General features: G+C 60.9%; 27 protein-coding genes and 2 pseudogenes. 24 read left to right on the forward strand and 5 right to left on the reverse strand.

All coding sequences use genetic code 11. The annotated features are described in order from the left end of the window. Positions 1–15: 15 nt before the first annotated feature. From ACKJSM_RS23245 to recX, 19 genes and pseudogenes are all read left to right on the forward strand, one after another. A complete protein-coding gene (locus tag ACKJSM_RS23245; protein ID WP_410238984.1) occupies positions 16–525 on the forward strand; it encodes a phage baseplate assembly protein V in 510 nt (169 codons plus the stop codon). Beyond that, positions 525–923: a phage GP46 family protein gene (locus ACKJSM_RS23250; protein ID WP_236178372.1), complete on the forward strand. Its 399-nt coding sequence runs from the start codon at positions 525–527 to the stop codon at positions 921–923. Before ACKJSM_RS23245 ends, ACKJSM_RS23250 begins: the two co-directional genes overlap by 1 nt. Next, on the forward strand, positions 913–1,956 hold the full coding sequence (locus ACKJSM_RS23255; RefSeq protein WP_410238985.1) for a baseplate J/gp47 family protein: 1,044 nt from the start codon (positions 913–915) through the stop codon (positions 1,954–1,956). The genes ACKJSM_RS23250 and ACKJSM_RS23255 overlap by 11 nt, the downstream gene beginning before the upstream one ends. Next, positions 1,944–2,543 carry a YmfQ family protein gene (locus ACKJSM_RS23260; protein WP_192563736.1) on the forward strand — a complete coding sequence of 200 codons (600 nt, stop codon included), beginning with the start codon at positions 1,944–1,946 and terminating at the stop codon, positions 2,541–2,543. Before ACKJSM_RS23255 ends, ACKJSM_RS23260 begins: the two co-directional genes overlap by 13 nt. Positions 2,544–2,554: 11 nt before the next feature. After that, a pseudogene (locus tag ACKJSM_RS23265) lies at positions 2,555–2,791 on the forward strand (hypothetical protein); the annotation flags it as partial. A gap of 496 nt (positions 2,792–3,287) precedes the next feature. Then, on the forward strand, positions 3,288–3,713 hold the full coding sequence (locus ACKJSM_RS23270) for a phage tail protein (RefSeq protein ID WP_410238986.1): 426 nt from the start codon (positions 3,288–3,290) through the stop codon (positions 3,711–3,713). 55 nt (positions 3,714–3,768) lie between these two features. Further along, positions 3,769–4,863: a phage tail protein gene (locus ACKJSM_RS23275; RefSeq protein ID WP_410238987.1), complete on the forward strand. Its 1,095-nt coding sequence runs from the start codon at positions 3,769–3,771 to the stop codon at positions 4,861–4,863. Positions 4,864–4,870: 7 nt separating this feature from the next. Then, positions 4,871–5,437 carry a tail fiber assembly protein gene (locus tag ACKJSM_RS23280; protein WP_410238988.1) on the forward strand — a complete coding sequence of 189 codons (567 nt, stop codon included), beginning with the start codon at positions 4,871–4,873 and terminating at the stop codon, positions 5,435–5,437. A gap of 22 nt (positions 5,438–5,459) precedes the next feature. Continuing rightward, positions 5,460–6,386 carry a hypothetical protein gene (locus tag ACKJSM_RS23285; RefSeq protein WP_410238989.1) on the forward strand — a complete coding sequence of 309 codons (927 nt, stop codon included), beginning with the start codon at positions 5,460–5,462 and terminating at the stop codon, positions 6,384–6,386. Beyond that, positions 6,386–6,853 (forward strand): phage tail assembly chaperone, encoded by a 468-nt coding sequence (locus ACKJSM_RS23290; RefSeq protein ID WP_410238990.1) that lies wholly within the window; start codon positions 6,386–6,388, stop codon positions 6,851–6,853. The genes ACKJSM_RS23285 and ACKJSM_RS23290 overlap by 1 nt, the downstream gene beginning before the upstream one ends. Positions 6,854–6,894: 41 nt before the next feature. Beyond that, entirely contained in the window at positions 6,895–7,815 is a 921-nt protein-coding gene (locus ACKJSM_RS23295; RefSeq protein ID WP_410238991.1) for a phage tail protein, read from the forward strand. Between the two features lie 2 nt (positions 7,816–7,817). Continuing rightward, positions 7,818–8,258 (forward strand): phage tail assembly chaperone, encoded by a 441-nt coding sequence (locus tag ACKJSM_RS23300; protein WP_410238992.1) that lies wholly within the window; start codon positions 7,818–7,820, stop codon positions 8,256–8,258. 29 nt (positions 8,259–8,287) lie between these two features. Further along, positions 8,288–9,445, forward strand: a pseudogene (locus tag ACKJSM_RS23305) (hypothetical protein). Next, entirely contained in the window at positions 9,445–9,699 is a 255-nt protein-coding gene (locus ACKJSM_RS23310) for a hypothetical protein (protein ID WP_410238993.1), read from the forward strand. The pseudogene ACKJSM_RS23305 and the gene ACKJSM_RS23310 overlap by 1 nt, the downstream one beginning before the upstream one ends. Before the next feature lie 35 nt (positions 9,700–9,734). Beyond that, a complete protein-coding gene (locus ACKJSM_RS23315) occupies positions 9,735–10,298 on the forward strand; it encodes a glycoside hydrolase family 19 protein (protein ID WP_236178383.1) in 564 nt (187 codons plus the stop codon). Continuing rightward, positions 10,280–10,810: a lysis system i-spanin subunit Rz gene (locus ACKJSM_RS23320; RefSeq protein ID WP_410238994.1), complete on the forward strand. Its 531-nt coding sequence runs from the start codon at positions 10,280–10,282 to the stop codon at positions 10,808–10,810. The genes ACKJSM_RS23315 and ACKJSM_RS23320 overlap by 19 nt, the downstream gene beginning before the upstream one ends. A gap of 68 nt (positions 10,811–10,878) precedes the next feature. Further along, the gene (locus ACKJSM_RS23325) at positions 10,879–11,379 is read left to right on the forward strand and encodes a CinA family protein (protein WP_236178385.1); all 501 of its coding nucleotides are present in this window, start codon (positions 10,879–10,881) and stop codon (positions 11,377–11,379) included. Positions 11,380–11,462: 83 nt separating this feature from the next. After that, on the forward strand, positions 11,463–12,521 hold the full coding sequence (gene recA / locus ACKJSM_RS23330) for a recombinase RecA (protein ID WP_003222269.1): 1,059 nt from the start codon (positions 11,463–11,465) through the stop codon (positions 12,519–12,521). Between the two features lie 8 nt (positions 12,522–12,529). Next, a complete protein-coding gene (gene recX / locus ACKJSM_RS23335) occupies positions 12,530–13,000 on the forward strand; it encodes a recombination regulator RecX (RefSeq protein WP_039771298.1) in 471 nt (156 codons plus the stop codon). Between the two features lie 63 nt (positions 13,001–13,063). On the opposite strand, the gene ACKJSM_RS23340 is transcribed toward recX, so the two are convergent. Continuing rightward, on the reverse strand, positions 13,064–14,182 hold the full coding sequence (locus tag ACKJSM_RS23340; RefSeq protein ID WP_410238995.1) for a TIGR00730 family Rossman fold protein: 1,119 nt from the start codon (positions 14,180–14,182) through the stop codon (positions 13,064–13,066). Positions 14,183–14,534: 352 nt separating this feature from the next. On the opposite strand from ACKJSM_RS23340, the gene ACKJSM_RS23345 reads away from it, so the two are divergent. Beyond that, the gene (locus tag ACKJSM_RS23345) at positions 14,535–14,729 is read left to right on the forward strand and encodes a hypothetical protein (RefSeq protein WP_236178387.1); all 195 of its coding nucleotides are present in this window, start codon (positions 14,535–14,537) and stop codon (positions 14,727–14,729) included. On the opposite strand, the gene ACKJSM_RS23350 is transcribed toward ACKJSM_RS23345, so the two are convergent. Then, positions 14,730–15,155, reverse strand: coding sequence for a PA3611 family quorum-sensing-regulated virulence factor (locus tag ACKJSM_RS23350; protein WP_064593873.1), 426 nt, complete (start codon positions 15,153–15,155; stop codon positions 14,730–14,732). 189 nt (positions 15,156–15,344) lie between these two features. On the opposite strand from ACKJSM_RS23350, the gene ACKJSM_RS23355 reads away from it, so the two are divergent. From ACKJSM_RS23355 to ACKJSM_RS23365, 3 genes are all read left to right on the forward strand, one after another. Beyond that, positions 15,345–16,088 carry a tRNA-uridine aminocarboxypropyltransferase gene (locus tag ACKJSM_RS23355; RefSeq protein WP_410238996.1) on the forward strand — a complete coding sequence of 248 codons (744 nt, stop codon included), beginning with the start codon at positions 15,345–15,347 and terminating at the stop codon, positions 16,086–16,088. 224 nt (positions 16,089–16,312) lie between these two features. After that, positions 16,313–16,963 (forward strand): response regulator transcription factor ErdR, encoded by a 651-nt coding sequence (gene erdR / locus ACKJSM_RS23360; protein ID WP_085647827.1) that lies wholly within the window; start codon positions 16,313–16,315, stop codon positions 16,961–16,963. A 75-nt stretch (positions 16,964–17,038) separates the two neighbouring features. Beyond that, entirely contained in the window at positions 17,039–17,401 is a 363-nt protein-coding gene (locus ACKJSM_RS23365; protein ID WP_003222276.1) for a diacylglycerol kinase, read from the forward strand. Here ACKJSM_RS23365 and ACKJSM_RS23370 read toward each other — a convergent pair. Then, on the reverse strand, positions 17,398–18,324 hold the full coding sequence (locus ACKJSM_RS23370; protein ID WP_007954941.1) for a LysR family transcriptional regulator: 927 nt from the start codon (positions 18,322–18,324) through the stop codon (positions 17,398–17,400). The two genes, ACKJSM_RS23365 and ACKJSM_RS23370, sit on opposite strands and share 4 nt — an antisense overlap. 144 nt (positions 18,325–18,468) lie before the next feature. On the opposite strand from ACKJSM_RS23370, the gene fpr reads away from it, so the two are divergent. Further along, a complete protein-coding gene (gene fpr / locus ACKJSM_RS23375; protein ID WP_003222277.1) occupies positions 18,469–19,248 on the forward strand; it encodes a ferredoxin-NADP reductase in 780 nt (259 codons plus the stop codon). A gap of 69 nt (positions 19,249–19,317) precedes the next feature. On the opposite strand, the gene tsaA is transcribed toward fpr, so the two are convergent. Next, on the reverse strand, positions 19,318–20,016 hold the full coding sequence (gene tsaA / locus ACKJSM_RS23380) for a tRNA (N6-threonylcarbamoyladenosine(37)-N6)-methyltransferase TrmO (RefSeq protein WP_410238997.1): 699 nt from the start codon (positions 20,014–20,016) through the stop codon (positions 19,318–19,320). Between the two features lie 59 nt (positions 20,017–20,075). Beyond that, positions 20,076–20,846 carry an SDR family oxidoreductase gene (locus tag ACKJSM_RS23385; protein WP_236178390.1) on the reverse strand — a complete coding sequence of 257 codons (771 nt, stop codon included), beginning with the start codon at positions 20,844–20,846 and terminating at the stop codon, positions 20,076–20,078. Positions 20,847–20,957 lie beyond the last annotated feature (111 nt).

Genomic DNA, 20,957 nt, shown 5'->3' on the forward strand with positions numbered 1-20,957 from the left:
CTCCAAGGAAACCCTATGAGCCTACTGACACGCCTGCTGGCGCGCGGCACTGTCGTGCTCGCCAGTTCGGCCTCCAAGCTGCAATCGCTGCAAATGCGCCTCACCGCCGGTGAAGTGAACGACGACATGGAGCACTTCGAACCCTACGGCTTCACCAGCCACCCGCTGGCCGGTGCCGAAGGCGTCGTCACGTTTCTCGGCGGCGACCGTTCCCACGCCATCGCCCTGGTGGTCGCCGACCGCCGTTACCGCCTGCAATCGCTGGCCGCCGGCGAGGTGGCGATCTACACCGACGAGGGCGACAAAATCCACTTCAAGCGCGGCCGGATCATCGACATCGAAACCGCCACGCTCAACATCCGCGCCAGCACCGCGGTGAACTTCGACACGCCGGTGATCAACCAGACCGGCAAGATTGTCTCCACCGGCGATCAGCTGGCCGGTGGCATCAGTCAGATCAAGCACGTGCACGTTGGCGTGCAGGCCGGCAATGGTCAGACCGGCGTGCCGGCGGGAGGTCAGTGATGCTGTTCAGTCAGAACCTCCACGCTGCGCTCACCCGTGCGGTGTTGATCAGCCTGTTCACCTGGCGCCGAGCGGCCGACGACGATGCCCTCGACGACGAGGAGCGTTTCGGTTGGTGGGGTGACACCTTTCCGACCGTGGCCGACGACCGCATCGGCTCGCGATTGTGGCTGTTGCGCCGGGTCAAGCTGACCCGCCAGACCCAGATGGACGCCGAGTTCTATGCCCGCGAAGCCTTGCAATGGCTGATCGACGACGGCCACTGCAGCGCCATCGACATCATCAGCGAACGCCTCGACGCCCAGCGCCTGAACCTGCGCACGGTCCTGACCCTGGCCGACGGCGAACGCCTGGACATCAACCCCGAAAACAGTTGGCAGGTGATCTATGCCGTTTGAAACCCCTTCGCTGCCGGTGCTGATCAAGCGCACCCAAAGCGACCTGGCCGGCGATTCGCTGCGCCAGTCTGATGCGCAAGTCCTGGCCCGCACACTCGGCGGCGCCGCTTACGGTCTGTACGGCTACCTCGACTGGATTGCCGAGCAGATCCTGCCCGACACCGCCGATGAATCGACCCTGGAACGCATCGCCGCACTGCGCCTGAATCAGCCGCGCAAACCGGCGCAGGTCGCCACCGGCACGGTCAGCTTCAACGCCACGGCGGGTGCGGTGCTCGATGCCGATACGTTGCTGCAGGCGAGTGACGGTCGCACCTTCAAAGTCACCGCCACCCGCACCACCGTCAATGGCGTCAACAGCACCAGCATCGCCGCGCTGGAGGCCGGCAGCCTGGGCAACGCCGAAGCCGGGCTGGCGTTGACGCCGGTGCAGCCGATCGCCGGCGTGGTCGGCAATAGTTTCGTGGTGCTGGCGCCGGGGCTCAATGGCGGCGTGGCGCGGGAAAGCCTGGAGTCGTTGCGCTCGCGGGTGATCCGTTCCTATCGCGTCATCCCCCACGGCGGTTCGGCCAGCGACTATGAAACCTGGGCGCTGGAAGTGCCGGGCGTGACGCGGGCCTGGTGCCGTGGCGGCTTCCTCGGGCCGGGCACCGTCGGCGTGTACATCATGCGCGACGACGATCCGCAACCGGTGCCGAATGCCGATCAACTGGCCGAAGTGCAGGCCTACATCGAGCCATTGCGCCCGGTGACCGCCGAAGTGCATGTACGCCCGCCGGTGCAGAAACCGGTGACCTATCAGCTGAAGCTGACCCCCGACACCACCGCCGTGCGCGCCGCCGTCGAAACCCAGCTGCGCGACTTGCACAATCGTGAAGCCGATCTGGGCGAGGATCTGTTGATCAGCCATATCCGCGAAGCGATCAGCAGCGCGGCGGGCGAGACCGATCACGTCCTGTCAGCCCCGGTGGCGAATGTGCCCGCGGGTGACAGCGAACTGCTCACCTTCGGGGGTTGCGTATGGCTGCCATAAGAACCGCCGCGCAATACCAGGCGCAATTGCGCGCCTTGCTGCCTTCGGGACCTGCGTGGGATCCGGAGCGCGTGCCGGAACTCGAGGAAGTGCTGCAAGGCGTCGCCGTCGAACTGGCGCGCCTCGACGCCCGCGCCGCCGACCTGCTCAACGAAATGGACCCGGCCGGCGTCAGCGAACTGGTGCCGGACTGGGAACAGGTGATGAATCTGCCCGACCCGTGCCTCGGCGCCACGCCGCTGTTCGACGACCGTCGCCTCGCTGTGCGCCGGCGCTTGCTCGCAGTTGGCAGCCAGGCCGTCGGCTACTACCTGGACATCGCCAAAAGCCAGGGTTACCCCAACGCCACCATCACCGAACTCGAAGCCCCGCGCATGGGCCGCTCGCGTTTCGGCGCGGCGCACTGGGGCACCTGGGAAGCGCAGTTCATGTGGACGCTCAACACCGGCGGGCGGCTGTTGCTCGGCCGGCGGTATGGCGCGAGCTACTGGGGCGAGCGCTTTGGCGTGAATCCGGGCTCGGCGCTCGAATGCCTGATTCATCGGGCGGCGCCGGCGCATACCAAGGTGCATATCAACTATGACTAGGGAATAACGCAATGGATTATCCGAAGAGTGTCCCCAGCGCCGGTCTGGTGAACGGGAAATTTATCGATGAAAACCCGTTGACCGGCAAACCGGGATCGCTGATTCCGGCAGATTGGGGCAATGGCGTGACCGATGAGATCGTCAACGTGATCAGCGCTGCGGGTCTTACGCCGAATGAAAGTGACAACACCCAACTGAAAGCGGCGATTTCGACGCTTGTCGAAAAGAACAGAAATGAATCTTTTGCCAGTAAGGAAGAAGCCGAGTCGGGTGCCAGCAGCAATCGGCTGATGTCGCCGCTGCGAGTGTTTCAGGCGATTGAAAAGAAACTGGTGCAAGCGACGGAAACGCTTTTTGGCTGGGCGCGCATCGCTTCCCAGGCGCAGGTCAATGCCGTCGCGGATGACGCCACGATTGTGACGCCGAAAAAGCTGGGTCTGGGCGTGGCCTACAGCTTTGGCGAAAACGGCTATGTCGTTTTACCGAGCTGGCTGGGTGGCTTCACGATCCAGTGGGTGCTCATCACGGTCAGCGTCGATAAGACCTATGTATCCAAGCCCTGGCCGCTGGCGTTCAGGAACCAATGTCGCGGGGCATGGGCAAGCTACTCGCACAGCGGAAACGCCCCCTTTTTTGATATCACCACACCTCCGCTGGTGACCTACTTCGACGCAAGCCAGGTTCAGATACTGAGTAATTCCGGCGGTTCGGGTTATGTCAGTGTCCTGAGTGTGGGGAACTGACATGAAACGTTTCTACAGCCGTACTACCGGCAATACCTACCTGGCGGGTTATCACACAAGCCTGCCTGACGATGCCGTCGAAATTGACGATGAACGCTACGAGGCGGTGATCGCCAATCCGGCAGCGGGCATGGATCGATCCCACGATAAGCATGGCTTGCCGATTCTGGTGGAGTTCGCTCCGGTTTCGGATGAACAGGCTGCCAGGGACGCCAAGGACTGGCGCGACAAAGAGTTCGAACGCGTGGTCTGGCTGCGCGACCGGCATCGGGATGAAGTGGAGTTGATGAAAGCCACGACACTTTCTGATGCCGACTATCAGACCCTGCTCGTCTATCTGCAGGCCCTGCGCAAATGGCCGCAGGCCAAGAAGTTTCCCTCCAAACGTTCTCGACCAAAGAAACCGGCATGGATGGCTCTCGAATGAACGCATACAGCGCTCTCGAAACTTGCAATCACTGCTTCAGGTAAAGGATTGAACAATGGACTATCCAAAAAGCGTCCCCAGCGTCGGCCTGGTCGATGGCTGCTTCGTCGATGAGAACCCGGTGGCGGGAACGCCCGGTTCGTTGATTCCAGCGGTGTGGGGCAACAGCGTTACACAAGAGATTCTCAACGTGATTACCGGCGCCGGGCTGGCAGCCGCCGAGGCCGATACCGGTCAGCTGCTCAAAGCCATTCAATCGATTGTCGGCAATGCCAGTCCGATGCGTTCGGTGGTAACACGGCTGACTGCATCCAAGGCGCTGACTGACCCGGAGCTGGGCCTGGTGCTGATCGATGGCGGATCCAGTGCCGTGACGGTGACGTTGCCGCCGGCAAACGCGGCGCTGGGTGTACGCGATGTGATTGTTCGGCGCATGGATAACAGCGGCAACCGATTGATCGTTCAGGCGTCGGGTTCCGACCGCATTCGTTTTCACACGCATCTTTCACCCAGCGGTTATCCGTTTCTGGTGTTGATGGGCGGCGGGGACTGGTGGCAGTTGCGCAGCGATGCCGTGGGTAACTGGTGGCCAGTCGGCCGGTTTGACAACACTCCACTCGGCCGACCGTTTTTCGAGACAACCATCTTGCTCAGTCCCGGTGGTTACGGTGCGCTCAACGGGACGGTCATGAAACGTGCCGAGTGGCCCTGGTTGTGGGACCACGCCCAGCTTTCCGGAATGTTGGGCACCGAGGCCGCGCGCGCGGGCAACGAAGGTAAATGGACGTCGGGTGACGGTGCCGCAACCTTCCGAGGCCCTGAAGGGCGCGGCGAGTTTCTGCGAGTGCTGGACGAGGGGCGGGGCGTGGATACGGCACGTGCGATGGGTTCTTTTCAGGTGGGCTCGACGCATTCGTATGCCATGGGCGCCAATGGTGCCGGAGCGGTCGGCGCGTGGTGGTCGGACAGCCTGACGAGTTTCGGTGCCGATACTCGTGAAGAACCGCAATACGTGTCCGGGCTGTACAACGGTGGCCCGGTCTTCCCTGCCGGTACGAGTTATCAGCGGGATGCCGCCAACGCCCTGCTGCTGGCGTTCAAGTCCCGTCCTCGCAACATCGCCTATCCCGGCCGTATCAAGCTCATCTGAGGTGCCTATGTTCAATTATCTGTTTGACGGCTCGGGTGTCTTGTCCGGACCTGTCGAGTTTTTTGTGACCCCGGGCATCGGTATTCAACTGCCCGGCAATGCGGTGGAGTTGTCCTTTGAGTTGCCCGCGCCAGAAGCCGGTCGTACCTGGGCCTTGATCAACGGTGTACCGCGAGAGGTGATTGACCGGCGCGGTCCGGTTTTCCGCAAGGACGGCGGCGGGCAGCAGATCTGGAGTGAGTTGGGGGAGTTGCCCGATACCCTCACAACGCAGCCCTGGCCGGGGGAATTTCATGTGTGGCGCGGCGACGCCTGGCAACTGGATGAGCAGGCCCGACTGCTCAGCATCAGCCAGCAGATGCTGGAACAGCGCGACACGCTGCTGCGCGACGCCGTCCTGCGCATCGCCCCCCTGCAATACGCCGAGGACATCGGCGACGCCAGCCACGAAGAGCAACTGCAATTGCTCGAGTGGAAGCTCTACAGCGTGGAGCTGAACCGCATCGAAAAACAGGCCGGCTTCCCCGGCGAAGTCACATGGCCGGCAGTGCCCGGCGCAACCGTAACCAACTGACTGCAGCACAGGGAACCGTGCAATGGATTATCCAAACAGTATTCCCGGCGTCGGCCTGGTCAATGGTGGTTTTGTCGATGAAAACCCGGTTGCCGGCACGCCCGGGTCGTTGATCCCCGCCGCCTGGGGCAACAGTGTCACGCAAGAAATTCTCAACGCCATCAAGGCCGCCGGACTGACGCCGGACGAGAGCAAGACCAATCAGTTGGCAACGGCCATTGGCGCTCTCGTCGACTTCACCAAATTGAAGAACACCCCGACCACGCTGGCGGGCTACGGCATCACCGATGCCGTGGGACGGTTGCTGGCGGTCAGGCAGATCGACGCGGTCGGGATCACGGTTTACAAGCCGAACCCGAGGGCGAAACGGATTCGCGTTCGACTGGTCGGGGCGGGTGGATCGGGGGGCGGGTGTGCCCCCATCCCGGCCACTTATCAAGGTATCGGCGGCGGTGGTGGGGCGGGCGCATACGGGGAAAGTCTGTATGACGTCACGCCGGAAATGCTGGCCGGTGTTCCGGTCACCCTGGGCGCCGGCGGTGCCCCGCGTAACGCGACTGGCCAAGCGGGCGGCGGCGCTTCTTTCGGATCCTACCTGAGTGTTTCGGGCGGCATGGGCGGGCAGACCATTACAGTCTTGACGTCCGCAACGGCGTCCGGATTTGTACAAGGCGGCGCGGGTGGGCAAGTCGTGACGGGCGGCAACCTCTGCAGCGCTCGCGGTATCCCCGGCACCTATGCGATGTACAACGCCAATTGGGGTGTGCTCTGCGGGGGCGGAGGCCCCAGCCTGTTTGATGGTGGTGCACCGCTGATAGGTGTGAACAGCAATGGTACGCCCGGTGTTCGCGGCTCGGGAGGCAGCGGTTCCTGCTCGACCAATGCTTCTGCATCTGTCGTGAGCGGCGTCGGCGGCAACGCCTTCTGTGAAATCTGGGAGTACGAGTAATGGCCCGTTATGCACGTATTGAAAACGGTGTCGCGGTTGAAGTGATCGACACCGGTGACTACGCGATCGAGCAACTGTTTGCGCCTGCGTTTGTCGCGGCGATGGTGCAGGTGCCCGAGGGTGTGAGCGTCGAAATCGGCGCGCCAATGGCCGAGGTGGCTCGCGCTATCGAGCCCTTGCACGAACCACAAAGTCCGGTTGTCGCCAAGGCCACTGTGGTCGAGGACAAGGACCGTCTGGCAGCAGAGCGCACTTGGCGCCAGTCCGCACTCGCAGCCACCGAATGGCAAGTCACCCGCCACCGCGACGAGCAGGAACTGGGACGCGGAACAACGCTCAAGGCCCAGCAATATCTGGAGTTGCTGGAGTATCGCCAGGCATTGCGCGACTGGCCTGGTGCCGGCGCATATCCGTCACCCGTTTCAAGGCCGTCAGCGCCGCAGTGGTTGGCCAGCGCGATTGGCTGAAGCCATCACGCTACCCATGTTTTCAGATAAGGAGATAAGCCTTGGACTATCCCAAGAGTGTACCCAGCGTCGGGCTGGTCAATGGACAGTTTGCCGATGAGGACCCGATCGCCGGAAAGCCCGGTTCGTTGATTCCGGCTGCGTGGGGCAATGGCGTCACGCAGGAAATTCTCGGTGTTGTTCAAGCGGCGGGCATGACGCCGGATGAGGCATCCAATAATCAGTTGCTCGGTGCATTGCGCAGCTCCCGATTGTTTTCGACTCCGCCGCAGTTCGATACCGGAAAAGCAGTGGCCACGCCCGAGTTCGTGCAGCGGGCGCTGGGTAACCATGCCGGTGCCCGGAGCCTGATCGACACGACACAGCTCACGGCAGCAGATGTGGGGTGTGCATTCGGATTGGGTGGAAACACGGATTACACCGTGACACTGCCGGAGGTTTCCAGTGTCCCCGATGGTGCCACTCTCAGTTTTCATAGCCTCAGCTATTCAGTCATCACTATCGCCAGCAAGACCGGAACACAAATCTGTCCGCAGGGGGCTCATTTGAGTTCGATCACGATCAATGGCGGTGAAAGCGCGCAGTTCGTGAAGGGCTATGGCATTTGGACGGTCCATGGCACTGCGAGCCTGAAATATTCAAACGGCTTTACCTTGCAGCTAGCCAGCCCCGGTTATCAAAAGCTGCCCAGCGGTTTGATTCTGCAATGGGTTGTGGGTGGATCCGACGCCAACGGCATCATGAGCCTGTCATTGCCGGTCAAATTTCAGACGGCGATCGTCAGTGGAGTGGCGTATGAGGGGAATCCATCCGGCTGGAGCGCTGGCAACACGACTGTCTGGGCGTTTGATCCGACCCTCTCAACAACGTCGGTCGCGGTGGCTCGGGTCAGGAATGTCGACGGCACAAGTGTGAGGCCGGCACCGGGCATCATGGGCCGCATTCTGGTTTGGGGGCGATAACGATGAAGATCTATTTCTATGCACAGACACTCGGATTCGATCGGGTAGAAAGCCCTTCTCCGGCGTTGCCCGAAGGCGCGGTGGAAATCACTCACGCCCAGTACGCTGAACTGTTTGCCGGGCAGGCCATTGGCAAAATCATCAGCGCCACTGCCAGTGGGCAACCCGTACTGACCGATCCGGTCATCTCCCCTGAAGCCGCAATCTCTCACGAGCGCGCTTGGCGCAATGCAGTACTTCGCGACACCCAATGGCTGGTGTTTCGTGACGCCGAAGAACTGGAAGTCGGCGAGGGTACAACCCTGCGCGCCGACGAATTCAAACAACTGCTCGCCTATCGACAGGCCCTGCGCGACTGGCCCAATGATCCGGAGTTTCCGGATGCGCTCGCCCGTCCGGTAGAGCCCGACTGGCTTGAAGGCTTGCTGCGGTCGAACGGCTGAGCCGTTGACCCGATCAAAGAGGAATTAACGTGGATTATCCGAAAAGCGTTCCCGGCATCGGGCTGGTGAACGGCAAGTTTGTTAACGAAGACGTTGTTGGTGGGTTGCCGGGATCGTTGATCCCCGCGACCTGGGGCAACGGCGTTACCGATGAGCTGCTGAATGTCGTCAAGTCTGCGGGCCTTGAGCCGAGCGAAAGCGATGCGACGCAGTTGCTGCTGGCAATCAAAAAGATAAGCCAGACCGGTGAAGATAAACACGCAGCGGATATCGGCGCTGCCAATCTCTACATGGCCAACTACGTGCCGGCCATCACGACGTTGAAGGACGGTCTGGCGCTGCGTTTCACCGCAGGCAATGCCAATACCGGGGCGAGCACATTTGCGCCGAATGGGTTTCTGCCCAAACCGCTTTTGAGTCTGGCGCAGAGTGCGTTGCGCCCAGCGGAGATTGTCGCAGGCAGTGTTTGCTCTGTGGTTTACAGCGCTTTGCTGGACAGTTGGCTGCTGGTTTACGCCAGTGGCGGCAACGCCAACAGCGGTCGATTGCTGGGGATCAAGACGTTCACCTCGTCGGGAATTTATGTACCGACGACCGGGATGAAAAATGTGCTGGTCAAGGTGCTGGGTGGCGGCGGCAGTGGTGGAATAGCCGCGACCAACGGCAGCTAGGTTTCACTTGCCGGTGGCGGTGCTTCCGGAAGCTATGCCGAAGCATGGATTTCTTCAGCCGTCATAGGTGCGAACCAAGTCATTACCGTGGGTGCAAAAGGTGCAGCCGGAGCTGTTGCAGCAAGTGCCGGCCCAGGTGGGACCAGCTCCTTCGGCTCCTTGGTGTCTGCACCGGGCGGCGGCGGATCTCCCTCTCTCGGAGTCATCAATGTCACCGATTTTGGCTTGTTCGTCGGTGGCTTTCCGAGCACGAGCGCTACCGGCGGCAATATTGTTAGCAGTTCGGGTGCGGCCGGCAGTCCGGGGATCAACGTCACTGGCTCAATTCTGGCCGGGCATGGCGGGAACTCTCCGTTGGGTGGCGGTGGTTCTGGTAGCAGCGTGGCCCTGAGTCTTGCAGCACCAGGAACCGGCTACGGGGCAGGCGCCGGCGGCATTGCCAACGCCCTCAACCAACCGGGCAGACCCGGCGGTTCTGGCGCCCCCGGCGTAGTGATCATTTACGAGTACGCCTGATGAAAACCTACGCACGCGTTGCTGAAAACACGGTGGTCGAGCTGTTCTCGACCGCTGGAAACATAGTCGAGATGTTTCATCCGGATTTGCTCTGGGTTGACATCACCGACGTCACGCCCGCGCCACAACTCTACTGGTCGGCAAACTTCGGCACCCTTGGCTGGGTGTTTTCGTCGCCGGAAGAAAGTGCTGCGCAAGGAACCCTGAAAACCCTGGCAAAGAAATGGCTGGCAGGTCTTGGCCTCCAGTCATGATTCAATCGCAGCACATCCAGGGAGGATCACGCATTATGCAAATAACTGAAAAAAACTTAATCGACATCATGCCCAACGCCCGCTCCCAAGCGGGCGTTTTTGTTTCTGCACTCAACACAGCCATGGCGCGCCATCGCATCGACACGCCTAAACGCATTGCCGCGTTTCTCGCCCAGATCGGGCACGAATCGGGACAATTGCAGTACGTGCGTGAACTGGGCAACAACCAATACCTGAGCAAGTACGACACCGGTACGCTGGCCTTGCGATTGGGTAACACGCCCGAGGCCGATGGCGACGGGCAAAAGTATCGCGGACGCGGGCTGATCCAGATCACCGGGCGCAGCAATTATCGCCAGTGCAGCCTCGGGCTGTTTGGCGATGAGCGCCTGCTGGCGTTGCCGGAGTTGCTGGAACAACCGCAATGGGCGGCCGAATCCGCCGCATGGTTCTGGGAACAGAACGGCCTGAATGATCTCGCTGACCGTGATGAGTTCAACAGCATCACCCGACGGATCAACGGCGGGTTGAACGGCTTGCAGGATCGCCTGGAACTCTGGGGGCGGGCGAGGGCGGTGCTATGCCTGCCTTCGGTCTGAGCCTCTGGCGGCTGATCGGCCTCTTGCTGTTGGCCGCAGGTTCGGCGGCGCTGGCCTGGCAGTTCCAGGACTGGCGCTACGGTCGTCAACTGGCCGAGCAGGCGCAGCTGCACGCCGAATCCCTCAATCAACTGACCCTGACGGCCGCCACCGCGCAACAGGCCGAGCAGGACAAGCGCCAGGCCCTGGAGCAACGGCTCGCGGCCAGCGAACAAACCCATTATCGAGCACTGAACGATGCCCAACGTGATCAGGATCGCTTGCGCGATCGTCTTGCCACTGCTGATCTGCGCCTGTCAGTCCTCATCGACGCCGGCGACGCTGCCCAAGGCTGCGGTGTGCCCGCCGCCTCCGGCGCCGGCGGCGTGGATCATGCAGCCGTACGCGCCCGACTTGACCCGGCGCATGCTCGACGAATTGTCGCCATCACCGGCGAAGGCGACCGCGGACTGATTGCCTTGCAAGCCTGTCAGGCCTATATCAGAGCGCTGGCGCCCGAACATTTTGAATGAGTCTGTGTATTGAAAGCGCAACCGGCTCGTGTACGGTGGTACCCATTCCATCCGATCCGGAGCGCGCCGTGAAAGAAATCACTCAACTGGCGGCCGAACTTGGCCGACGTCTGCAATTGCTCAATGCCCACGTCACCACCGCCGAGTCCTGTACCGGTGGCGGGATTGCCGAGGCGATCACGCGCATTCCGGGGAGTTCGGCGTGGTTCGAAGCGGGTTACGTGACGTACTCCAATCGCCAGAAAACCCAGCAGCTGAATGTGCCGACGGAGCTGTTCGGCACCGTTGGGGCGGTCAGTCGCGAGGTGGTCGAGGCCATGGTGCGCGGCGCCCAGGAGAAAAGCCTGGCGCGCTTCGCCGTGGCGGTCAGCGGTGTGGCCGGGCCGGACGGCGGTTCGCCGAACAAACCGGTGGGCACCGTATGGCTGGCCTGGGGCGTAGGCGACGCGGTTTCCAGTGAGGTTCAGCATTTCGCCGGTAACCGCGACGACGTTCGCCGACAAACGGTGAAGGCCGCGCTAGAGGGCTTGCTGCGACTAGCGGCACGAGAAATCGAAAATCAGGGGTAGGCGATCCGTGAACGCTGTGGAATAATACTGGCTACTTATACAGGTGTTGGCCGTCAGGCCTTATTGATTACGTGAGGACTTTAATGGACGACAACAAGAAGAAAGCCTTGGCTGCGGCCCTGGGTCAGATCGAACGTCAATTCGGCAAGGGTGCCGTAATGCGTATGGGCGATCAGGACCGTCAGGCGATCCCGGCCATTTCCACCGGCTCTCTTGGGCTGGACATCGCACTCGGCATCGGCGGCCTGCCAAAAGGCCGTATCGTTGAAATCTATGGTCCTGAATCTTCTGGTAAAACCACGCTGACGCTGTCCGTGATCGCCCAGGCTCAAAAAGCCGGCGCGACCTGCGCCTTCGTCGACGCGGAACACGCCCTCGACCCTGAGTACGCCGGCAAACTGGGCGTCAACGTCGACGACCTGCTGGTTTCCCAGCCGGACACCGGCGAACAGGCCCTGGAAATCACCGACATGCTGGTGCGCTCCAACGCCGTTGACGTGATCATCGTCGACTCCGTGGCCGCCCTGGTGCCGAAGGCTGAAATCGAAGGCGAAATGGGTGACATGCACGTGGGCCTGCAAGCCCGCCTGATGTCCCAGGCGCTGCGTAAGATCACCGGTAACATCAAGAACGCCAACTGCCTGGTCATCTTCATCAACCAGATCCGCATGAAGATCGGCGTGATGTTCGGTAGCCCTGAAACCACCACCGGTGGTAACGCGCTGAAGTTCTACGCCTCGGTTCGTCTCGACATCCGCCGTACCGGCGCGGTGAAGGAAGGCGACGAAGTGGTCGGTAGCGAAACCCGTGTCAAGGTCGTGAAAAACAAGGTCGCTTCGCCGTTCCGTCAGGCCGAGTTCCAGATTCTCTACGGCAAGGGCATCTACCTGAACGGCGAGATGATCGACTTGGGCGTGCTGCACGGTTTCGTCGAGAAGTCCGGCGCCTGGTATGCCTACGAAGGCACCAAGATCGGTCAGGGCAAGGCCAACTCGGCCAAGTTCCTGGCGGACAACCCGGAAGTGGCGGCCAAGCTCGAGAAGCAACTGCGTGACAAACTGCTGTCGCCAGCCGTGATTGCGGACTCCAAGGCTTCTGCGGTCAAAGAGACCGAAGACGACCTGGCTGACGCTGATATCTGATTGCACCGATGACAACCGCCGTACTCGATACCCTCGTCGCGGTGCGGCGAACCGCCATGGACCTGCTCGCACGCCGCGAGCATGGTCGAGTCGAGCTGACGCGCAAATTGCGTCAGCGTGGCGCTCCTCCCGAGATGATCGAAACAGCCCTCGACCGATTGACGGAAGAAGGGCTGCTTTCCGAAGCCCGTTATCTTGAAAGCTTTGTTTCCTATCGCGCCCGCTCCGGTTACGGCCCACTGCGGATTCGCGAAGAACTGAGCCAACGCGGTTTGCAACGCGCCGATATCGAACTCGCCTTGCGCGAGAGTGGAATCAACTGGCAGGAGCAGCTAACAGATACGTGGCAACGAAAGTTCTCCGGACAGCTTCCCGGCGATGCCAAGGAACGCGCCAGACAAGGTCGATTCCTGGCCTACCGGGGATTCTCGATGGAGATGATCAACCGCTTGTTCAGCGGCAGAGGGATGGACGATTAATTTGCTCAGTTTCAATTAAAAAAACGGCCCGCTATTTCGATAGCGGGCCGTTTTTTTTGGCCTTCACGTTACCTTCAACGGTTCGCGGGTGCGTTGCGCAGTCTGGGGTTTTGAGTGGGCCCAGTTTTCCGGCTGGTTGATGTAGTCCACCAGTTCCCGCAGACGCCCGTGGTTTCGGGCATTGAACGCGAATGCCAAGCGAGTGAGGTGGCTGAATTGAGCCTCGTCGTGCTCTTCGCCGCTGTAGGCGTGTTGATGGAACTGGTCGCTCAGGCACAGATCGGCAAACGCTTCCTGCATATGGTCGAGGGCGTGATCGCTCAGTTTGTGGTTCATGCGTATGACAAACTGGCGCTTGAGCCATCGACTGGAGTGGAAGTTGCCGTAGAACTGATTGATCTGCTCCACCGCCTCTTCAACGTTGTAGACCAGGCGCACCAGCTTCAGGTCGGTCGGCAGTATGTAGCGATTTTCCTCCAGTTGCTGGCGGATGAAGTCCAGCGCGCCTTGCCAGAACGTCCCGCCCGGTGCGTCCAGCAGAACCACCGGCACCAACGGACTTTTGCCGGTCTGGATCAGCGTGAGCACTTCCAGTGCTTCGTCCAGGGTGCCAAACCCGCCGGGGCACAACACCAGCGCATCGGCTTCCTTGACGAAGAACAGCTTGCGGGTGAAGAAGAAATGGAACGGCAGCAGGTTATTGGTGCCGTCCACGGTGGGATTGGCATGTTGTTCGAAGGGCAGGGTGATGTTGAACCCCAGGCTGTGATCGCGGCCGGCACCTTCATGGGCGGCGGCCATGATTCCGCCGCCGGCACCGGTGATGACCATCATGTTCGAGCGGGCCAGCGAGGCCCCGAGTTCCCGAGCCATGGCGTAAAGGGGATGTTCGACCGGTGTGCGGGCCGAACCGAACACCGTGACCTTGCGTCGTCCCTTGAACTGTTCAAGTGTACGAAAGGCCTCCTCCAGTTCTCGCAGGGCTTGCAGGGTGATCTTGGCGTTCCAGCGGTTGTGGTCTTCCTGGGCCATGCGCAGCACGGTCAGGATCATGTCGCGGTAGATGGGGGTGTTCGGGCTGTCGGGTGACACCAGGTTGAGTTGTTCTTCGACCTTGCTGATGAGGTCGTGGCCGCTTTCCTGAAAATGACGGCTGAGCAGGTCATTCGGTTGGTAAGGCATGCAACTTCTCCTTCTGCACAGAGCTTTCGGCCCTGACGTGCGGCGTCAGTGCCGCGCTGCAAGAAAACAAACAGCCGGCAGCTCCTTTCCTGCCGTTGGAAAATGAACGGGAATACCTTGAATCTAGACCCTCAAAGCATTTTTCGCTCATTGAGCATTGCGCCGCAAAGTCTTTGCTGGCAACTGTTTATTGTCGGTTTGCGAAGTGTTTTCACCGCTCGTCCGATGCGGCGTCGAGGGCTGAATGCTCTGATTTACTAAGTTAAAGGCGCCGTACGACAACTTTGCGTCAACGACCGTACGCAAGGTGCACGCTATTCAAGGATTTGCGGGTGGCAAGGAGGCAGGACACATGACCAGAGTCATTCTGGAGCTCGATACGCAGCTGTATCGATTGTTGAAAGCATCAGCCGAGGCCAATCATGTGAGTCTCGAAGAGGAGTGCTGCCGACGCCTGGCGGGAGGGGAGCGCCGCTCGCGTTACTTGCAGGCCTTGCTGGCCGAACTGCGCGCCGAGGATGAACAGCGGCGCGCCACGTCACGATGATTACTTCTTCTTCGCTGGAGCCGCTTTCGGGCAATCCGACTCCTGGTAGCTGGCGGAGCCGATCGCCTTGTTGCTTTTCACTTCGGTGAAGTCGTAGCGCATGATCGCCCCCTTGGCCATCAGCTTGCGGTACGACGGGTTGTTGCAGACCGAGGCGCCCAACTGGAAATACACGGCTTTGGGATCGGCGCGCATTTTGTCGGCGTGGCTTTTTTGCACGCTCAGGTGGTTGACCAGCGTGGTGCCTTCGACGGTGTAGCCCTGATCAAGAATGTCTTCGTTGATCGCCCGTGGCGTGCCGACGCTGCTCTGTGCGGCGACATTGCGCAGCTCTCGGTTCAGATTCTGCTCACTCAGGGATGCAGCCTGAGCGCTGAAGGACGAAGCCAGCAGAATGGCAGCGGTGGGAACGATAAGGCGCAGCATGAAACTCTCCTGGTTCAGTGACTGGTGGTTCGACCAGCCACGTGACTGTGCGTTCAGTGGCGGCGAATTATAGGGGAGCCGGTCGGGAGGGTACAGGCTTGTGCCCGTCGCTCTGGTAAACTGCCGCACCTTATTGCCCTGCCGAGTGTCGTTCGTGTCGAGTTTCCCTGTCTGCCGGTGCCGCCTGCGATGAATCATGCCCCCAACGCCGTGGCCCGCCTGCGCGATCAGCGCGAGGACGAAGGCATCAAACCGATCCAGGCCCGTGGTTTTCGCTCCCCACGTTGCCGCGATTGCCGGGTGATCATCAGCCATTGCCTGTGCGCCTGGCGGCCAACAGTCGATGCGCGCTCGGGCGTTTGCCTGATCATGACCGGCAAGGAAGTGTTCAAGCCCAGCAATACCGGCTGGTTGATCGCCGACATCGTGCGCGACAACCATGCCTTCATCTGGTCGCGGACCGAGCCCGACGAGCAACTGCTGGCGCTGTTGAACGACCCGCAATGGCAGCCCTATCTGGTGTTCCCCGGCGAGTACGTCGAACCTTCGCGGGTGACCCACACCGTGGATCTTGATAGCCGCAAGCGTCCGCTGTTCATCCTGCTGGACGCGACGTGGACCGAAGCCCGGAAGATTTTCCGCAAGAGTCCGTATTTCGACCGTTTGCCGATCCTGAGCCTGTTGCCCGACAAACTCTCGCGCTATCGCCTGCGCCGTTCGACCCGCAGCGAGCACCTGTGCACCGCCGAAGTGGCGGCGCTGTGTCTGGAACTGGCCGGCGACTCGGACGCGGCGTCGGCGCTGGATGCCTATTTCGATGTGTTCAGCCAGCATTACCTGGGGGCCAAGCAGCAACTGGACGTCAACGTGTCGACGCCGGCTCATGCCGAATTGCTGCCCTATATCCGAAACGCGGCGCCAGTATCGGCCTGATCCTGGCCCATACTGCTAAAGCAGTGGCCGTGCGGCTTGACCACCCCGGCCGGGCTGGTCATGCTTGGCGCCGATTGGGGTGCGGCCAAGGTTTGAAACGCCGTTTTTGTTTGTGATTGGCGTTGAACGTGCCCCTGTGGATGCCGCTGCCGGGCGGTATCTGGATTTGCTTTGGCAAGGCCCGAATGCGCGGGCCTGCCATCAAAAACAGGATCATTTGAAAAATGGCCACATACGACATCCTGATTGCCGATGACCACCCTCTTTTTCGTAGTGCTCTGCATCAAGCGGTGACGATGGGCCTTGGCCCGGATGTACGCATGGTAGAGGTGGCGAGCATCGCCGAACTGGAAGCCCGCCTGACCGAAAAGGCTGACTGGGATCTGGTGCTGCTGGACCTGAACATGCCGGGCGCTTTCGGGTTTTCCGGGCTGGTGATGCTGCGCGGCCAATACCCGCAGATTCCGGTGGTGATGGTTTCGGCCCAGGAAGAAGCCTCGGTGATGGTCAAGTCCCGGGAGTTCGGCGCCAGTGGTTTCATTCCCAAGTCCAGCGACCTGAGCGTGATTCAGGAAGCAGTGCGCAAAGTGCTGGATGGCGACGTGTTCTGGCCGCCTCAGGCGTTCGAAGCGGTCAGCGTCTCGGATGAAGCCAAGGCCGCCAGCGATGGCCTCGCCAGCCTGACTCCACAGCAGTTCCGGGTGTTGACCATGGTCTGCGAAGGTTTGCTGAACAAGCAGATCGCCTACGAGCTGAGTGTGTCCGAGGCGACCATCAAGGCCCACGTCACGGCGATTTTTCGCAAGCTGAACGTGCGGACCCGGACCCAGGCAGCTTTACTGCTGCAACAACTTGAGTCAATTCCGAGCCAGTAAGCACTGGCGTCTTCACGCTTTTTTGACTTTCGTTGATCTAGCTTCCCCACTTCCTTTCGGTCGGTTATCTACTCTATGTCACCTTTCAAGGGCCAGACGGGCCTGAAACGCATCCTCAACGCTTCCGGTTACTCGTTGGACGGTCTGCGCGCCGCCTTCACCGGCGAAGCAGCGTTCCGCCAACTGGTGCTGCTCAACGTGGTGCTGATTCCGCTGACGTTTTTCCTCAATGTCAGCCGGGTCGAGCAGGCGCTGTTGATCGCTGTATGCCTGCTGGCGCTGATCGTCGAGCTGTTGAATTCGGCGGTGGAGGCGGCCATCGACCGCATCTCGCTGGAATTGCACCCGCTGTCCAAAAACGCCAAGGACATGGGCAGTGCCGCACAATTCGTGGCACTGAGCATGATCGCCCTGGTGTGGGCGGTGATTCTGCTTTAAGCGATGCTTGGCAGAACGATCTCGTCGCTGCGCTGGACCCCGGCGGTGAAGGCGCGGCACAGATCGAGAAATTCACGCATGGCCGAGGTCTGGTACTTCTGTTTGTGCCAGATGAAATAGAACTGCCGCGCCAGATCCAGATCCGGCGTCTCCACCGGCACCAGGCTGCCGCGACGGAAGGCGTCACGCAACGCCAGACGCGAAATACAGCCGATCCCCAGACCTGATTCCACCGCGCGCTTGATCGCTTCGGTGTGTTCCAGCTCGAGCCGGATGTTCAGCGCGCTGCGGTGATGACGCATCGCCTGATCGAAGGTCAGGCGCGTCCCCGAACCCTGTTCCCGCAAAATCCACGCTTCATGGGTCAGTTCCTCCATGGTCGCGCTGCCGCGCTTGGCCAAGGGATGCTGCGGGGCACAGAACACCACCAGTTCATCCTCGACCCAGCTCTGCACTTCGATGTCCGGGTGGCTGCAATCACCTTCGATTAGACCCAGATCAATTTCGTAATGCGCCACTTGTTGCACGATATTGGCAGTGTTCTGCACATGCAGCTTCACTTGGCTTTCCGGGTGGCGCTGCATGAAACCGCCGATCAGCAGCGTGGCCAGGTAATTGCCGATGGTCAGGGTTGCACCCACCGACAGCGAACCGAAACCGGACTTGCCGTTGAGCAAGTCTTCGATTTCCTTGGCCTGATCGAGCATGGCCACCGCTTGCGGCAACAATTGTTTGCCGAGGGCGTTGAGGCTCAGGCGTTTGCCGGCGCGATCGAACAGCTGGCAACTGGACTGGCGCTCCAGTTCGGTGATGGAAGTGCTGGCGGCCGATTGGGACAGGTTGAGCAGACCCGCAGCACGGGACACGCTTTCCTGCTGGGCGACGGCGACAAAGACTTGCAGTTGACGGAGAGTAAATCGCATATCGATATAACCGATAACCCTTATCTTAATAATCCAGTTAACAGATATTGTCGGCGCTATTAGAATGCGATGCAATTGCGCACCGTCGGCATTCTTCAACACGAGCCGGGCAGGCGCAGATCAATCTCCAGGAGTCCCACGTACATGAGCAACATGAACCACGAGCGTGTCCTCAGTGTTCATCACTGGAACGACACTCTGTTCAGCTTCAAGTGCACCCGCGATCCGGGCCTGCGCTTCGAGAACGGTCAGTTCGTGATGATCGGCCTGCAACAGCCAAACGGCCGCCCGCTTATGCGCGCTTACTCGATCGCCAGCCCGAACTGGGAAGAGCATCTCGAGTTCTTCAGCATCAAGGTGCCGGACGGTCCGCTGACCTCCCAGCTGCAGCACCTGAAGGAAGGCGACGAGATCATCATCTCGAAAAAACCGACCGGTACCCTGGTGCTGGACGACCTGAACCCGGGCAAGCATCTGTACCTGCTGAGCACCGGCACCGGTCTGGCGCCGTTCATGAGCGTGATCCAGGACCCGGAAACCTACGAGCGCTTCGAGAAAGTGATCCTGGTTCACGGTGTCCGTTACGTCAACGAAGTCGCCTACCGCGAATTCATCACCGAGCACCTGCCGCAGAACGAGTTCTTCGGCGAAGCGCTGCGTGACAAGTTGATCTACTACCCGACCGTGACCCGCGAACCGTTCGAGAATCAGGGCCGTCTGACCGACCTGATGCGCAGCGGCAAGCTGTTCAGCGACATCGGCCTGCCTCCGATCAACCCGCAGGACGACCGCGCGATGATCTGCGGCAGCCCGAGCATGCTTGACGAGACCAGCGAAGTGCTCGACAGCTTCGGCCTGAAGATTTCGGCGCGGATGCGCGAGCCGGGTGATTACCTGATCGAGCGTGCATTCGTCGAGAAGTAATCCCGACGATGCTGACAGAAAAGCCCGCGTTGCCTGAGAAGGCAGCGCGGGCTTTTTCGTTTTCGCGATTCAGTCGGCGGCGGGAATCACTTCCAGGACGCGGATCTGTTCGGGCGTCGGGTAGTGCCAGCGCACGTCCAGATCCCAGAACTGCGCACCGTATTCGCGCTCTGGCGCGGGCGTCTGATAGGCCGGGCGCGGATCCTGGGCCAGGCACTGCTCGATCAGCTCGATCAGCGGCTCGGCCAGGCGCTGAGCATGCGTGAGCGCCTGTTGCAGCGCAGTGTCCGTCCACTGCACGTCGATCAGGTGCGGTGCGGCACTGGCGATGCTGTTGGAGGCGTCAGTGATGATGTCGGCGTAGGGCACGTAGGGTTTGATGTCGAGAATCGGCGTGCCATCCAGCAGGTCGATACCGGAGATGAACAGGCGATTGGCCTCGACCTTGTCCAGCTTCACCACCGACTGGCCGATGCCGTTCGGCCGATGGGTGGCGCGAGTGGCGAACACGCCCATGGACTTGTTGCCACCGAGGCGCGGAGGGCGAACTTTGAGGCGCGGCTTGTCTTCCAGCGCCTGATGGAACAGGAACAGCAGCCAGACATGACTGACCTGCTCAAGCCCCTGAACCGCGTCGCCCTGATCGAACGGCGCCACCAGCTCCAGCACGCCACGGGCGGCGGGGGCCAGTTGCGGCTGACGCGGAATGGCGAACTTCTCCTTGAAGCAGGAACGGACGAAGCCGATGGGGGAGACGCTGTAAGTCATGGTTTGCATTCGAAGCGGAACAGGGCGGGCATGATAACCCGTCCGGCCGCGTCGCCGACCTAAAGACTGAACCCGCCATCCAGCGGAATGATATTCCCGGTCATGTAAGCCCCGGCAGTACTCGCCAGGCTGATCGCCAGCGCCGCCATCTCTTCCTCGCGGCCCCAGCGTTTCATCGGGATCAGCGCGGTGTCTTCGGCCAGCGCCTGCTGATCACTGCCGATGTGCTGGGTCATTTTGCTCGGGAAACGTCCAGGCGCGATGACGTTGACGTTGATGTGCTGGCTCACCAGTTCCCGGGCGAGAATCCGCGATAGTTGATGCAGGGCAGCCTTGCTCGGTCCATAGGCATAGGCCTGTTCGCCGAAGGACGAGATCCCCGCCACCGAACCGATGTTGATGATCCGCGCCGGATTGGCCGCCGATCCGGACTTGCGCAACAGTGGCAGAAACTGCTGGATGCAACTGAACACCGAGGTCACGTTGAGCTGCATGACCTTCTCCCAGCCCTTGACCGGGTAGCTCTCCAGCGGCGCGCCCCAGGTGGTGCCGGCGTTGTTCACCAGAATGTCCAGATGGGTGATCTGTTCGCCCATTCGTGCAGCCAGCTCTTTCACGCCTTCTTCGGTCGCCAGGTTCGCCGCCACGCCCAGACAAGTGCCCAGAGCACTGAGTTCTTCAGCGGTTTGATGACAGGCTTCAGCGTCCCGGGAGCAGACGTACACGCGGGCGCCGGCCTCGACAAAGGCCTTGGCGATCATTTTGCCGATACCACGGGTGCCGCCGGTCACCAGGGCGGTGCGGCCTTGCAGGGAGAAATACGGGTGCATGGCGAATCCTGAGGGCTAGGGTTCAGTACACCCTAGTCGCCGGCCGCGAAAAGCGGAGCCACTATTTTTCGAAGGAATGGAGGGGCATGCATGAACACGGCGACCGAAGTC

Source organism: Pseudomonas sp. PHC1, from assembly GCF_046487845.1.
Taxonomy (GTDB): Bacteria; Pseudomonadota; Gammaproteobacteria; order Pseudomonadales; family Pseudomonadaceae; genus Aquipseudomonas; species Aquipseudomonas sputi.